Consider the following 12,910-nt stretch of genomic DNA (forward strand, 5'->3'; position numbering starts at 1 on the left):
ACTTAGAGATGAACGGGCGGCAGCAAACGGTCAAGCTGGGCATCAAACCAGGCAACGAACGCTGCGGAAGGCTCGGCCTGGACTTGGAGATAACACCAGCCCGGCAGCGCGAAAGCCCGGCACTTGACCGCATCTTTTTCGGTCATCACCAAGGGTAGCTCTGGACTGAAACTCAGCTGCTCCAGGCTATAGCGGGCGTGATCGGCGAAGGCATGCGGAATCGGTCGCCAGTGTAGCGCCTCAAGCGTGGTGAAGAAACGCTGTGGATTACCGATTCCAGCAACTGCGTGCATCTGCTGGCCTGACGGGAAATGATCGAGCGACCTGACCTGCCCAGTGCTTAGCTCGATGAGCTTTGATGGCTGTAGGGCGAATCCAAAACCGGAGGAGCTGTCCGTCAGCGTGCCATTGATCAGCACCGCATCGACCGAGTCTAGTCGCTCCAGTGGCTCTCGCAGTGGGCCTGCAGGTAGGCAGCGCTGGTTACCCAGCCCGCGCGCCGCGTCGATAAGAACTAGCTCCAGGTCGCGAGCCAACCGGTAATGCTGCAGCCCATCATCGGAAAGAATCAGATCCAGCGACTCGAGTTCAAGCAATTTACGAACCGCGCGGGAGCGATCAGGATCGATCATGACCGGTGCGTTTGTCCGCTGCGCGATCAATAACGGCTCGTCGCCCGCTTCGGCCGCCGAATGCTCGGGCTCAACTCGCCACGGATACTCGGGTGGCCTGGCACCGTAACCACGGCTGACGACACCAACTCTCAGGCCCCGTCGCTGACAGTGCTCGATGAGCCAGAGAATCAAGGGGGTCTTGCCGGTGCCGCCAACGGTGATATTGCCGACCACCACCACAGGCACCGGCGAGCGATAGCAGTCGCTCACGCCATCGATGAACCGCTTCCGCTTAGCGGTCACCACGCGCCGGTAGAGCATTTCCAGTGGTGCGAGCAGCGCCAAGGCAGGATGCCCTGCGTACCAGGCCTGCTGGAGGCGATCAGCAAAGGACATTAGGGCTCCTGCTGGGCCTCAACGGTAGTGATGCGCAGATGCGCGAAGCCCAGCTTCCCGGCCGCATCCATGGCGGTAATAACCGCCTGGTGGGGAGTTTTGCCATCAGCACTGATGATCATCGGCCAACTCGTATCGCCGCCCGATTCCTTGCTGAGCGCCGCCATCAAGGTGTTCAGATCATGCTTGATCAGCGCCTTGCCGTTGAGACTGAAGTTGCCATTGACGTCGATAACAACCTCCAGCCGCTTCTGCTCACTTTCCTGCGGTGGCACACCGCTCGCCGCTTCAGGAAGATCAACCTGGAGCTGGGTTTCGCGAGTAAAGGTAGTCGTCACCACGAAGAACAGCAGCAGGATGAACACCACATCAATCAGCGGGGCCAGGCCGATGTCGACGTTTTCCCGCGCCTTGCGACGAAACTTCACGCCTTGCCCTCTCCTAGGTCGACGTCACGGTCACCCTGCACCACTTCAACCAGCTTGATCGCTTCCTGTTCCATGCCGACCACTAGCTCTTCGACACGGCGCAAGAGGAAACGATGGAAGAACAGTGCCGGGATGCCAACCATCAGACCCGCTGCGGTGGTAATCAACGCCTTGGAAATGCCCGCTGCGAGCAACGGCGCGTTGGCCATACCGGAGCCCATGAAGGCACTGAAAATTTCGATCATACCCAGCACCGTACCAAGAAGCCCAAGCAAGGGGGCGATACCGGCAATCGTACCCAGTGCATTAAGGTAGCGCTCCAGGTCATGGACAACGCGCGCGGCTGCTTCCTCGATACACTCTTTCATGATCTCCCGACCATGCTTGGAGTTAGCCAGACCAGCAGCCAAGATCTCGCCCAGCGGTGAGTCGGCGCGCAGCTCTTTGAGCTTCTGGTTGCTGAGCTTCTTGTCCTTGATCCATTTCCATACCTGGCCAAGCAGGTGCGGTGGAGTCACTCGACTAGGCCGGAGCGTCCACAGTCTTTCGGCAACGATACCGGCGGCTGCGATGGAACACAGGATGATTGGCAGCATTATCCAGCCGCCCGCTTTAACCAGCTCCCACACGAGATGAATCCCCCTCGAAAAAGTGGCGCCACTCTAGCATAGGGTCGCCAGCCCGCCGACGGCCCCGGTTCTCATTTTCCCGCCAGAATCGCTGCTCTGCACGTAATCCTCGTACTGGCTCGAAACCGCCTAGGCGAATCCGCATTGCACCCTGCTCAGCCGTATCATGGAGCTGCGCTCCAGCCGCCTGCAGCCGCCGCACCACATCTGGATGAGGATGACCAAATGCGTTATGCAAGCTGCGTGAGACCAGCGCATGCTCAGCTCCTGTTGCCTCGATGAATGCAGCGGAAGAGGAGCTGCGGCTGCCGTGATGCGGCACCAGCAACCAGTCGACGTCGAGCGGCAGGCCGCTCGCCAGCAGCAGATTCTCAGTTTCCGCGTCAATGTCCCCGGTGAGTAGCAGACGTTCGCCGTTCGCCTCGATCAACAGCACGCAGGAGGCCTGATTTCCATCCATGGCCTGCGGTGATTGCCAAAGCGTGAAGCGGACTCTATTCCATTCCCAGGCTTCGCCGGAGCGGCAGCTCTCGGCGCCTAAGGAAGCAGGCAGTCCGTCCAGCTCGCCACTGACTACCCGTCCAGCTGGCATCTGTCGCTGAATCGCCGATGCGCCACCCGCATGGTCGCTATCGGCATGACTGAGAAGCAGCAGATCTAGATCGCTGACGCCGAGCGCGCGCAAAGACGGCGATACCACGCGTTCACCGAGGTCGAAGTCACCATATCGCGGGCCTGCGTCATACAGCAGCGCATGCTGATGCGTGCGCACCAGCACAGCCAGCCCCTGACCCACATCGAGCAACCAGATGTCCGCCCGCCCATCCGGGGGCTCATTGGTGGGAGGAAACAGTAACGGCAGAAGAAGCACCAGACCCAGTGCCCGGAAAGGGATTCCGGAGGGCAGCAGAGTCAGCAGCACTCCAAGCGCAACCAGCAGCCAAGCCCAGACTGGCAATGATGCCGGCAGCCAGGCGGGCTGCCAGTCAGCAAGCCACTGCAGTACGTCAAAAAGTATTGCCAACAGCCCGCCGGCGATCCATAGCAGCGACTCGCCAGCGCCTGGCAGCCATAACAGGACCGTGCCCAGCAACGACAGGGGTACGATGACCGCGCTGACTAGAGGCACTGCAAAGAGGTTGGCGATAGGTCCGCTCAGGCTGACCGGCAAGCCAAGCACCAGCAAGATCGGCAATAGACCCAGAGCCATGCTCCACTGTGCGCGTCCTAATGCGCGCCACCAACGCCAGCTGCCAAGCCGACCACGAAATACCAGGGCAAGCAGCGCCACTGCAAAAAAAGACAACCAGAACCCCGACTGCAGCCCGACCAGTGGGTCCAAAAGCAGGACGCCATTGAGCGCGATCAATAGCGGCAACCAGACACCGAGCTGCCGATACCGCAAACGCCACAGAAGCACCAGGGTGACCATTACCAGCGCTCGCTGGACCGGTACATCAAAGCCTGCCAGCCAACCGTAGCCAAGCGAACCAGCCAATGCCAAACCGCAAGCGCAGGGCAACCAGGCGACTCGACGCGGCCAGACGCCCCAACGCACTAACAACGCGACCAGGCCATAGAGCAAGCCGGCAAGCATGCCTATATGCTGGCCTGAGATGACCATCAGATGAACGGTCCCGGTGTCCTGGAGAACGCGCCAGTCGGCGGTGGAGAGACTGCTGTCATCGCCTACCACCAATGCTGCGAGGGCGCCGGAACGTCCCTGAGCATCAACCGCCAGCAAACGCTGCCGCAGCTGGTCGCGCCATGCCAGCTCCCCTTCAGCCGCCGACAAGCGCTCTCCGGCTTTGATCGTGCCGCTGGCACCGATTCGCCGAGCCAGAAGCCAGGCCTCGTAATCGAATGGATGAGGATTGACCAAGCCTCGCGGCCTTTTAAGTTTGGCAGCGAGCCGCCATCGCTCCCCTGCCTGCATCACTGGACCGCCGTACCACGCAAGGCGAAGCCGGGAGGGAAGGCCGCTGTGCCGGGACGTTATATCGACCAGCTCAAAGCGCACCACACCACCGCGAACATCCGGCAGACCGCTTACCATGCCTTCCAGCCAGAACGTTCGGCCATCAAGCTCGACCGCAAGGCGGTCGTCCAAAGCGTCCTGGGCGCTGAGACAGGACCACGCAAACCCGCAGAGAAAGCAGCCGACCGCTCGCCAGCGAAACGGCAATAATGCCAGCCCCGCCGCCAATACGAATGGCAACACCGAGACGGGCGGCAATTGCGGTAAAAAACGCAGTAGCAGAAGGCCTGCTGCCAGCGCCAGCATCGCTGTACGCATTGGATCTCCCGGAGTCCTTTCCAGCGACGGGTCCCTCTGGACAACCCAGATGCCGCGCCCTATAGCCTGACCGACGTCCTGTCGGTGCTCACAGTGTAGAATTTATGTCACAAACTCCTCTCAGCGCCGGGTCTCGTTTCAGGCATAATCAGCGCGCTTCACCCCGCCAGAGAACCTTCATGCCGCGTCGTTTTTTCAAACGCTACATGCCGCACCCCGACCGTCTAAAGGCTCACAAGTCTTTGCGGTTTCTCGGCACGCTGACTCACGACCCCAACCTGCTCCATCTCAATCGGCATTCAGTTTCCAGGGCAATGGCCATTGGCTTGTTCTGGGCCATGATCCCGATGCCCTTGCAGATGCTGGTGGCCGCGCTGTGCGCCGTGCCGGCACGGGCGAACTTGCCGATCGCCGTGGGCCTGGTCTGGCTCACCAATCCACTGACGATGCCGCCGGTCTTTTACTGCAACTACAAGGTAGGTGCCTGGCTGATGGACACGCCGGTTTCCCCGATGCCGATGGAACTCAGCCTTGCCTGGGTGCGCCAGATGCTCGATAGCCACTGGCAGCCCCTGTTCCTCGGCTCTTTTGTCGTCGGAATCGTAGTAGCGATACTAGGCTACGTAGCCACGCAGAGTTACTGGCGCTGGTGGGTCGGTCGCAGTTGGCGCAAGCGGCAGATGGACCGCCGCTGACATCATCACCTACTCGTAGCGCAGCGCTTCGGCCGGCTGTGTCTGCGCGGCCCGCCAAGCGGGATAGACCGTCGCCAGAAAACTCAGCAGCAGTGCCGCCAAGGTGACCAGCAAGACATCTTGCAGCCGCAGTTCAGACGGCAAGGTGCTGATGAAATACACATCCGAACTGAAGATGTGCTGTCCCGACACCTTTTCCAGCCAGGACACGAGAGCGCTCACGTTCATGGCGCCGATCACCCCTAGCACGGTCCCTATCAGGGTCCCGGTCAGACCGATGATGCTGCCCTGCACCATGAAGATCGCCATGATCTGCCGAGGCGTTGCACCCAAGGTACGCAGAATCGCGATATCCGCTCGTTTGTCGGCGACCACCATGATCAACGTGGCGATGATATTGAACGCTGCGACCGCCACGATCAGCAAAAGCAGCAGACCGATCATGGTCTTTTCCATTTTCATCGCACTGAACAAGCTGCCCTGGGTAAGTGACCAGTCCTCGCCGCGGTACCCCTCACCTAGCCCGGCGACAAGCTCGCTTGCGATCTGGGGCGCCCGATAGAGATCTGCCAGCCTGACCCTGACGCCTTCGACCTGATTCGGCTGCCAACGAAGAATCTGAGCGGCATCTGCTCGGTGAATCATTGCCAGACTGCCATCCAGCTCAGCCCCGACTTTGAATACCCCAACGACGTTCAGGCGCTGCATTCGTGGCGTGATACCGCCAGGCGCATCGCTGAGCTCAGGCACGATAAGGGTGATCTTATCGCTCAGCTTCAGACCAAAGCGACGCGCGGTCATCAACCCGAGGATCACGCCTGATTCTCCAGGCTCAAGATCATCAAGGCTGCCAGCGACCATCTTCGTGCCAAGGATCGACACTTCACTTTCAGCCTTTGGATCGATGCCTTTGATTTCAATCGGCTGCATCAAGCCCCTGTAGGAAAGCATGCCTTCAAGCTGGGTGATTGGTGCCGTGCCGAGCACCCCGGGGTGCGCCTGCAGCTGCTGGGCCAGCGATTGCCAGTCATCCACTGGCCGCCCGTTACCGGCAATCACGGCGTGCGGCACCATGCCCAGGATGCGGTTGCTCATTTCTCGCTGGAATCCGTTCATGACGGACAGCACGATGATCATCGCCAGCACACCCAGCGACAAGCCAATCATGGACGTCAGAGAAATGAATGAAATGAAATGGTTTCGACGTTTGGCCCGCGTGTAGCGGCTGCCAATGAAGATACTGAGTGGCCTGAACATTAACCAGCCACCAACCGACCATCTTCCAGACGCAATATGTGATCCATCTGCCCCGCCAGTTGCGGATCGTGGGTGACAACAAGAAAGGCCGTACGCAGTGAGCTGCTCAACTCCAGCATGAGATCCTGAATCCCTTGAGCAGTATGGTGATCAAGGTTGCCGGTTGGCTCATCGAGCAGCACCAGCGCCGGACGGTTCGCCAGCGCACGGGCGATCGCCACGCGCTGACGCTCTCCCCCGGACAGCTCTGAAGGCTTATGCGCGAGTCGATGGCCCAGTCCGACACGCTGCAACAGTTCGCTGGCCCGCTTGCGCGCTTCCGGTATCGGCGTTTTGCCGATCAGCAGCGGCATGCAAACATTTTCCAAAGCACTGAATTCAGGCAGCAGATGATGGAACTGATAGACGAAGCCAAGCGCACGATTACGTAACAGGCCGCGATCCTTTTCGCTGAGCGCAGAGAGTTCTTCTCCAGCCAGCCAGACGCTCCCGTCGCTAGGCGTATCCAGCCCGCCAAGCAGGTTGAGCAGCGTGCTCTTGCCGGAACCGGAAGTACCCACGATAGCGACCCGCTGGCCTGGAAACAGCTCCAGCTCGAGACCAGAAAGCACACTGACCGACTCCGGTCCCTGTTCGTAGCGTTTGCCCAGGTTGCGGCAGCTCAGTACCGCAGCCTCGTTCGCAGACCGTTCATTCATAGACAACTCACTCATATCGTAACGCCTCGGCCGGTTGCGTCCGGGCCGCACGCCACGCCGGATACAGGGTGGCGAAAAAGCTGAGAATCAATGCTGCTGCGCAGACCTGAACCACGTCGACGGTCATCAGTCGAGACGGCAGATAGTCGATGAAATACACGTCTGCGCTAAGAAACTTGTGCCCGATCAGCCGCTCTAGCGCGGCGACCCAGCTACTGACATTGAGCGCTGCGAAGATGCCCAGCAACGCACCTACCAGTGTACCGACGACACCAATCACGGTGCCCTGGACCATGAAGATCGCCATGATCTGCCGCGGCGTCGCGCCAAGCGTTCGCAGTATCGCGATATCTCCACGCTTATCGGTCACAACCATCACCAGCGTCGAAATGATATTGAAGGCTGCCACCGCGACGATCAGCAGCAGCAGCAGGCCGATCATGGCCTTTTCCATACGGATCGCCTGATAAAGGTTTCCGTGGGTGCGGGTCCAATCCCGCGAATAGAAGTCATCACCCAGCTGGCCCGCCAGCTCCCAGGCAATGCGCGGGGCCTGGAACAGGTCGACGAAACGCAGGCGCAGCCCTTGAACCTGATCCGGCTGCCAGCGATGCAGTCGTGCCAGATCGGAGATGTTGGCCATGGCCACATGACCATCAATCTCGCCCGCCCCCACATGAAAGATACCGCGGACGGTGAATCGCTTCATGCGAGGGAATACCCCAGCCGGCGTAACGGTGACCTCAGGGGCCACGAAGGTGACCTTGTCGCCGACAGCTACGCCCAGGGTGCTGGCTGCCTTATCACCGATAACAATGCCGAACTCGCCGGGCGCTAGCTCAGCCAACGCACCTTCACGAAAGAATTGGCCCACTATGGATACTTCCGGCTCGATAACCGGGTCCACAGCGTTGATCAATATTTTGCTGACCTGCCCCCGATGGGTCAGCAGGCCTTGCATCTGTATGAACGGAGCAACCGCAGCGACTTGAGGATGCTTCATGAGCTGCTCGGCCACGGTCCGCCAGTCGTCGATCGGGGTTGAGCTTTCGACGGTAGCGTGAGGCACCATGCCCAATACGCGACTGCGCATTTCATGATCGAATCCATTCATCACCGATAGCACGACAATCATCACCAGCACACCGAGTGCCAGCCCGATCATGGACGTGAAGGAAATGAAGGAGACGAAGAGGCTGCGACGTCTGGCGCGTGTGTAGCGCGCCCCGATATACACGGACAGCGGTCTGAACATAAATCGTTGGGTTCGCTTTCGCTGGCGGGAAATAACAAGCTGAATGACGACGCCAAGCGGCCTGATACACTCAAGCCATCACTGCAGCTCAGGGATCGACATGCCCATAGAAGACACTGATGATCGCCGCGAATACTATCGTATCGAGGACATGATCGCACTGGAAATCCTGCCGCCGGAACACGCCGAAACAGTCTCAGGGGCGGGTTCGACGCAACGGTTCGCATTGCTCGGCGAACTTCACCAGCTCGACTTCGAAGCACAGCATCTGCTGCGTCAGATAGCCGAAGGCAACCGTACTCTGGCCAATTACCTTAAGGTACAGAACAAGCGTATCGACTTGATTGGCCAGGCGCTCGCTCAGGATCTACTGCAAGACCTCGGGCCTGCACGCGCCACCGTACTGTCAGAAGGCGGCATCAGTTTCGTCAACGACCAACCGCTTGACGTGGGCTCGACCTGGCTGCTGAAACTGGCGCTGATGCCACAAGGCCTGGGTATGTTGCTAACTGCACGCGTGGCGAGTTGCCAAGCCCTCGAGAGCGGGCATTTTGCGATCGGTACGTCCTTCGAAGCGCTGACTGATGCACAGCGACAACTGCTTGCACGACATATCCTGCAGAAACAGGCGGCGGAACGACGCCTGGCTCGTGAAAGCTCGCAAGGAACCTGATTGATGCGCCCTCTTCTGCTGCTACTGCTGATTACCAGCCTTAACGCGCCTGCAAACGCTGACGACATCAAGATCTCGCTCGGCCAGCAAGGCTTGGTCAACCTCCCGCTTCCCAGCCGCGGGGACGCGACAAACGATGTGCTTGATCATTTCGGTCTGGCCGATGAGGAACACCCGGCTGTTGGACAGCCACCAATCACTCGCTGGGATTACCGCGACTTTTCCGTCTATTTCGAGGGTAACCGGGTGATCGACAGCGTTGTCCATCCCCAACATCCCTCGTCATCACAACCAGAGAGACAACCGTGACGCTAATCTATGGCCACCGCGGCGCAAAGGGTGAGGCGCCTGAAAACACCCTGGCCAGTTTTAAGCAGTGCCTCGCTCACGGCGTTCGTCGCTGCGAACTCGACCTGCATCTTTCCAAAGATGGTGAGCTGATGGTCATCCATGACCCGACGCTCAAGCGCACCACAGGAAGACGCGGCAAGGTCGTCGAGCATGATGCAGAAGAACTGACCCAATACGACGCGCGCCAGGGAGGCCCCAGCTGGAAACAGCCATGCCCCATACCGCGCCTAGAAGAGCTGTTCGAGCAGTGCGAATTCGAGCACTGGCAGCTGGAGGTAAAAAGTGCCTCGCGCGTTCGCGCCGCGCGCTCCGTATTGGCGATTAAAGCGCTAGCCGAACGTCATGGTTTGCTTGACCGGGTCACCGTGACATCAGGTTCGCGAGAGGTACTGCGCGCCTTGAAACGACTGACACCTGAGCTTTCCTGCGGCCTGGTCGCCGAATATGCCTGGCTCGACCCGCTGAAAGTGGCCAAGCAATATGATTGCTCGCTATTGGCACTGAAGTGGACCCTATGCACGCCTGAGCGAATCGCCAAAGCGCGTCAACTTGGCCTGCACGTCTCGGTCTGGACGGTGAACGATCCGGCCTTGATGCGTCGACTTGCAGATTTCGGTGTTGACAGCCTGATCACCGACTATCCCGGCCTCGCCGTGACGACGCTACGCAACGCGTAAAGCAAGGCCGCCATCACTGGCGGCCTGAAATCCTGCCCTAAAAACTTTCCCGATTTGGCCAACGCCACCCTCGTGTATCTTCCCCGACCGGCTCAGGCCACCGGTCGGAGCCGCTCAAAAAAGCCGGTTTAGCCCGTCGAAGGCGGCGACGCGGTAGGCCTCGGCCATGGTCGGGTAGTTGAAGGTTGTATTGATGAAGTACTTAAGGGTGTTTGCCTCGCCCGGCTGGTTCATGATCGCCTGGCCAATATGGACAATTTCCGAAGCCTGATAGCCAAAGCAATGCACACCCAGTACCGCCAGCGTGTCGCGATGGAACAGGATTTTCAGCATGCCGACCGGCTCGGCTGAAATCTGCGCACGCGCCATGCCTTTGAAGAACGCTTTGCCCACCTCGTACGGCACCTTCGCTTCGGTCAGTTCACGCTCGTTCTTGCCGATCGAACTGATCTCCGGAATGGTGTAGATACCGGTAGGCACGTCATCGACAAAACGCCAGCTGTCGTTCTCCACGATACTGCCCGCCGCAGACCGCCCCTGGTCGTAAGCGGCGCTCGCCAGTGATGGCCAACCGATTACGTCGCCCGCCGCATAGATGTTGCCGACATCAGTGCGGTAATGCTCGTCGACTTTGATCTGACCGCGGCTATTGACCTTGAGGCCTATGTTTTCCAAGGCGAGCTTGTCGGTATTGCCGGTTCGACCGTTACACCAGAGGAAGGCATCGGCCTTGATCTTTTTGCCCGACTTCAGATGCAGGATCACGCCGTTGTCCACACCCTCAACGCGCTCATACTCCTCGTTATGACGGATAAGCACGTTGTTGTTGCGCAGGTGATAGCTGAGCGCATCGGAAATCTCGTCATCGAGGAAGCTGAGCAGCTGATCACGATTGTCGATCAAGTCAACCAGCACACCGAGGCCGCTGAAGATCGATGCGTACTCGGAACCGATCACGCCTGCCCCGTAGATAATCAGACGACGCGGGGTATGGCTCAAGGTGAGAATAGTGTCGCTGTCGTAGACACGCGGGTGAGAAAAGTCGACATCATCAGGGCGATAGGGACGAGAGCCAGTCGCGATGATGAACTGATTGGCCACCAGAGTTTCAACCATCCCGTTAGCACTGACCACTTCCACGGTCTGCTCATCAGCAAAGCTTGCGGTGCCAAAGAAGATATCAATGCGGTTACGCGCGTAATAGCCCGTACGGGAGGTGACCTGCTTGCCGATTACGCTCTCGGCACTCTTGAGAACGTCGGGAAATGAAAACCAACGAGGCTCACCGATCTGACGAAACAAAGGGTTGGTGTTGTACTGCATGATCTGCCGTACCGAGTGGCGCAGCGCCTTGGACGGGATGGTGCCCAGATGGGTCGAGTTACCACCCACGTGAGGCCTGCTGTCGACCACAGCGACCTTGCGCCCGGCCTTGACCGCGTTCATCGCCGCGCCTTCGCCGGCAGGGCCCGAGCCCAATATCACCACATCGTAATTGTAGACAGCCATATTCACCCCAGACCAGGCAGCAGGCAGCCCTGCCGCTGTTAACGAATTCGGGAAACCGGGTAGCGGAAGTTGCTTATCGGCGCGCCGCCAAGTGGCTCATTGCGCCGGTGGACGGTTTGCCTCGACCTTGCATGCAAAGACCAACGCTCGGGACACTGAATATCCCGAGCTTTCGATCAACTCGGCTGTCAGCGTCTGGTCGCGTCGTACGCGAGATCTGCTTTATCACCGTGGCTCGCCTGTTCATTGACTTCTTCACACTTCTCACGGCTCCCGCCGCAAATCGAACACTCTTTTTCAATGCCAAGATTGGCAATGCCCCCGCAGGAGCCGGCGATGGGCTTTCGACCCATGATCACGCCGATGGACATGCCGAACACCACCAGCAACATGACCAGAAAAACGATTAACCAAGTCATTCGCCTACTCCCGCACCGAATAGCTCATCAAAGGCCTCAGTGCTTTTGCTAATGAATTCCTGTCCTTCACGAATCACGAAGAACGCCGCAATGCCTCGCTCCGTCGCGTACGCCAGACCACGCTCGGGGCCGAGCACCATTAATACAGTAGACAACCCATCTGCCCTCAATGTCGAGCGATCGACAACCGTCACGGCGGCCAGGTGATGATCGATCGGCGCGCCGGTTACCGGATCAAGCGTATGCGAATAACGCTTGCCGTCACGCTCGAAATAGTTGCGATAGTCGCCTGACGTGGACACTCCATAGCCATTGAGCTCGACAATCCGCTGGGCTACTCGCTCATTGTCATGCGGCGCCTCGATTGCAATTCGCCAGGGCGCCCCATCAGGCTTACGGCCAAGCGCTTTGAGCTCTCCAGTGATCTCGACGAGGTAACGACGAACGCCGGAAGCCTCTAGGTTGGCGGTTACCCGTTCCACTGCGTAGCCGGCAGCGATGCTATTGAAATCAACCTGTACGGCTACATCCTTGCAAAGCTGTTCGCCATCAATCCGAATATGCTGATGCCCCATGTTTTCTCGAGCCGCGGCGATCTCATCGGCAGAAGGCACCCGCTCGCCGGTTCCATGGGGACCGAAGCCCCAGAGATCAAGCAAGGGTTCTACCGTCAGATCAAAAGCGCCTGCGCTTTCCTCCGAGAGCTGCTGGCCGGCGCGAAAAAGCTCGAGAACCTCGCCGGGCATGGCCATGCACGCGCCGGCAGGTAGCGCATTGAACGTCTCGATATCCGAGTCGGCACGGTAGGTCGACATCTGGCTGTCGATCTTGGCCAGAATTGCCTCCGTCTCGTCTCGCAACTGCTCTTTAGAAACAGCGGCGTCATCGGCCACATACTTCACTGAATAGGTGCTGCCCATGGTGGGCCCGCCGATACTTTCTACCTTGTCCTGAAACAGACAGCCCGTCAGGGCTGCCGCCAGGGCGGCAACGATGACGGGCTGAAGTAACGC

At 59.2% G+C, this 12,910-nt stretch carries 14 protein-coding genes; 4 read left to right on the forward strand and 10 right to left on the reverse strand.

Going from position 1 to position 12,910, the window contains the following annotated elements; genetic code table 11:
• Positions 1–2: 2 nt before the first annotated feature.
• From lpxK to ALTERO38_RS13420, 4 genes are read right to left on the reverse strand one after another with little or no spacing between them, the layout of a single operon-like run.
• Entirely contained in the window at positions 3–1,010 is a 1,008-nt protein-coding gene (gene lpxK / locus ALTERO38_RS13405; RefSeq protein ID WP_148924676.1) for a tetraacyldisaccharide 4'-kinase, read from the reverse strand.
• Positions 1,010–1,438, reverse strand: a complete 429-nt coding sequence (locus tag ALTERO38_RS13410) for a biopolymer transporter ExbD (protein WP_159968694.1) — start codon at positions 1,436–1,438, stop codon at positions 1,010–1,012. Before ALTERO38_RS13410 ends, lpxK begins: the two co-directional genes overlap by 1 nt.
• On the reverse strand, positions 1,435–2,067 hold the full coding sequence (locus ALTERO38_RS13415) for a MotA/TolQ/ExbB proton channel family protein (protein ID WP_102834821.1): 633 nt from the start codon (positions 2,065–2,067) through the stop codon (positions 1,435–1,437). The genes ALTERO38_RS13410 and ALTERO38_RS13415 overlap by 4 nt, the downstream gene beginning before the upstream one ends.
• Positions 2,051–4,363, reverse strand: a complete 2,313-nt coding sequence (locus ALTERO38_RS13420; RefSeq protein WP_178114589.1) for a DNA internalization-related competence protein ComEC/Rec2 — start codon at positions 4,361–4,363, stop codon at positions 2,051–2,053. The genes ALTERO38_RS13415 and ALTERO38_RS13420 overlap by 17 nt, the downstream gene beginning before the upstream one ends.
• 179 nt (positions 4,364–4,542) lie before the next feature.
• Here ALTERO38_RS13420 and ALTERO38_RS13425 point away from each other — a divergent pair, with 179 nt between their 5' ends.
• Positions 4,543–5,058, forward strand: a complete 516-nt coding sequence (locus ALTERO38_RS13425; RefSeq protein ID WP_102834822.1) for a DUF2062 domain-containing protein — start codon at positions 4,543–4,545, stop codon at positions 5,056–5,058.
• Positions 5,059–5,067: 9 nt separating this feature from the next.
• On the opposite strand, the gene ALTERO38_RS13430 is transcribed toward ALTERO38_RS13425, so the two are convergent.
• The 3 genes from ALTERO38_RS13430 to ALTERO38_RS13440 are packed head-to-tail and all read right to left on the reverse strand — an operon-like array spanning position 5,068 to position 8,268.
• Entirely contained in the window at positions 5,068–6,315 is a 1,248-nt protein-coding gene (locus ALTERO38_RS13430; protein WP_159968695.1) for a lipoprotein-releasing ABC transporter permease subunit, read from the reverse strand.
• Positions 6,315–7,013: a lipoprotein-releasing ABC transporter ATP-binding protein LolD gene (gene lolD / locus ALTERO38_RS13435; protein ID WP_102834824.1), complete on the reverse strand. Its 699-nt coding sequence runs from the start codon at positions 7,011–7,013 to the stop codon at positions 6,315–6,317. Before lolD ends, ALTERO38_RS13430 begins: the two co-directional genes overlap by 1 nt.
• 7 nt (positions 7,014–7,020) lie before the next feature.
• Positions 7,021–8,268: a lipoprotein-releasing ABC transporter permease subunit gene (locus ALTERO38_RS13440; RefSeq protein WP_148924673.1), complete on the reverse strand. Its 1,248-nt coding sequence runs from the start codon at positions 8,266–8,268 to the stop codon at positions 7,021–7,023.
• Positions 8,269–8,368: 100 nt separating this feature from the next.
• Here ALTERO38_RS13440 and ALTERO38_RS13445 point away from each other — a divergent pair, with 100 nt between their 5' ends.
• The 3 genes from ALTERO38_RS13445 to ALTERO38_RS13455 are packed head-to-tail and all read left to right on the forward strand — an operon-like array spanning position 8,369 to position 9,969.
• Positions 8,369–8,941 carry a PilZ domain-containing protein gene (locus tag ALTERO38_RS13445; protein ID WP_159968696.1) on the forward strand — a complete coding sequence of 191 codons (573 nt, stop codon included), beginning with the start codon at positions 8,369–8,371 and terminating at the stop codon, positions 8,939–8,941.
• 3 nt (positions 8,942–8,944) lie between these two features.
• Positions 8,945–9,250: a phosphodiesterase gene (locus tag ALTERO38_RS13450; RefSeq protein ID WP_159968697.1), complete on the forward strand. Its 306-nt coding sequence runs from the start codon at positions 8,945–8,947 to the stop codon at positions 9,248–9,250.
• On the forward strand, positions 9,247–9,969 hold the full coding sequence (locus tag ALTERO38_RS13455; protein WP_159968698.1) for a glycerophosphodiester phosphodiesterase: 723 nt from the start codon (positions 9,247–9,249) through the stop codon (positions 9,967–9,969). Before ALTERO38_RS13450 ends, ALTERO38_RS13455 begins: the two co-directional genes overlap by 4 nt.
• 114 nt (positions 9,970–10,083) lie before the next feature.
• On the opposite strand, the gene sthA is transcribed toward ALTERO38_RS13455, so the two are convergent.
• The 3 genes from sthA to ALTERO38_RS13470 all read right to left on the reverse strand — a co-directional run bounded on the left by sthA (position 10,084) and on the right by ALTERO38_RS13470 (position 12,817).
• On the reverse strand, positions 10,084–11,478 hold the full coding sequence (sthA, locus tag ALTERO38_RS13460) for a Si-specific NAD(P)(+) transhydrogenase (RefSeq protein ID WP_159968699.1): 1,395 nt from the start codon (positions 11,476–11,478) through the stop codon (positions 10,084–10,086).
• 188 nt (positions 11,479–11,666) lie between these two features.
• Positions 11,667–11,897: a (Na+)-NQR maturation NqrM gene (gene nqrM / locus ALTERO38_RS13465; RefSeq protein WP_102834830.1), complete on the reverse strand. Its 231-nt coding sequence runs from the start codon at positions 11,895–11,897 to the stop codon at positions 11,667–11,669.
• The gene (locus tag ALTERO38_RS13470; RefSeq protein ID WP_256663944.1) at positions 11,894–12,817 is read right to left on the reverse strand and encodes an FAD:protein FMN transferase; all 924 of its coding nucleotides are present in this window, start codon (positions 12,815–12,817) and stop codon (positions 11,894–11,896) included. The genes nqrM and ALTERO38_RS13470 overlap by 4 nt, the downstream gene beginning before the upstream one ends.
• Positions 12,818–12,910: the final 93 nt, after the last annotated feature.

Origin of the sequence: Pseudomonas sp. 9Ag (assembly GCF_902506445.1) — a bacterium.
GTDB classification, from domain to species: Bacteria; Pseudomonadota; Gammaproteobacteria; order Pseudomonadales; family Pseudomonadaceae; genus Stutzerimonas; species Stutzerimonas stutzeri_AB.

Excerpts from the sequence above, each read along its gene's own strand:
- lpxK (WP_148924676.1), bottom strand. The coding sequence starts at position 1,010 with ATGTCCTTTGCTGATCGCCTCCAGCAGGCCTGGTACGCAGGGCATCCT.
- ALTERO38_RS13420 (WP_178114589.1), bottom strand. The coding sequence starts at position 4,363 with ATGCGTACAGCGATGCTGGCGCTGGCAGCAGGCCTTCTGCTACTGCGT.
- ALTERO38_RS13425 (WP_102834822.1), top strand. The coding sequence starts at position 4,543 with ATGCCGCGTCGTTTTTTCAAACGCTACATGCCGCACCCCGACCGTCTA.
- ALTERO38_RS13430 (WP_159968695.1), bottom strand. The coding sequence starts at position 6,315 with ATGTTCAGGCCACTCAGTATCTTCATTGGCAGCCGCTACACGCGGGCC.
- lolD (WP_102834824.1), bottom strand. The coding sequence starts at position 7,013 with ATGAATGAACGGTCTGCGAACGAGGCTGCGGTACTGAGCTGCCGCAAC.
- ALTERO38_RS13440 (WP_148924673.1), bottom strand. The coding sequence starts at position 8,268 with ATGTTCAGACCGCTGTCCGTGTATATCGGGGCGCGCTACACACGCGCC.
- ALTERO38_RS13445 (WP_159968696.1), top strand. The coding sequence starts at position 8,369 with ATGCCCATAGAAGACACTGATGATCGCCGCGAATACTATCGTATCGAG.
- ALTERO38_RS13450 (WP_159968697.1), top strand. The coding sequence starts at position 8,945 with ATGCGCCCTCTTCTGCTGCTACTGCTGATTACCAGCCTTAACGCGCCT.
- sthA (WP_159968699.1), bottom strand. The coding sequence starts at position 11,478 with ATGGCTGTCTACAATTACGATGTGGTGATATTGGGCTCGGGCCCTGCC.
- nqrM (WP_102834830.1), bottom strand. The coding sequence starts at position 11,897 with ATGACTTGGTTAATCGTTTTTCTGGTCATGTTGCTGGTGGTGTTCGGC.
- ALTERO38_RS13470 (WP_256663944.1), bottom strand. The coding sequence starts at position 12,817 with ATGGGCAGCACCTATTCAGTGAAGTATGTGGCCGATGACGCCGCTGTT.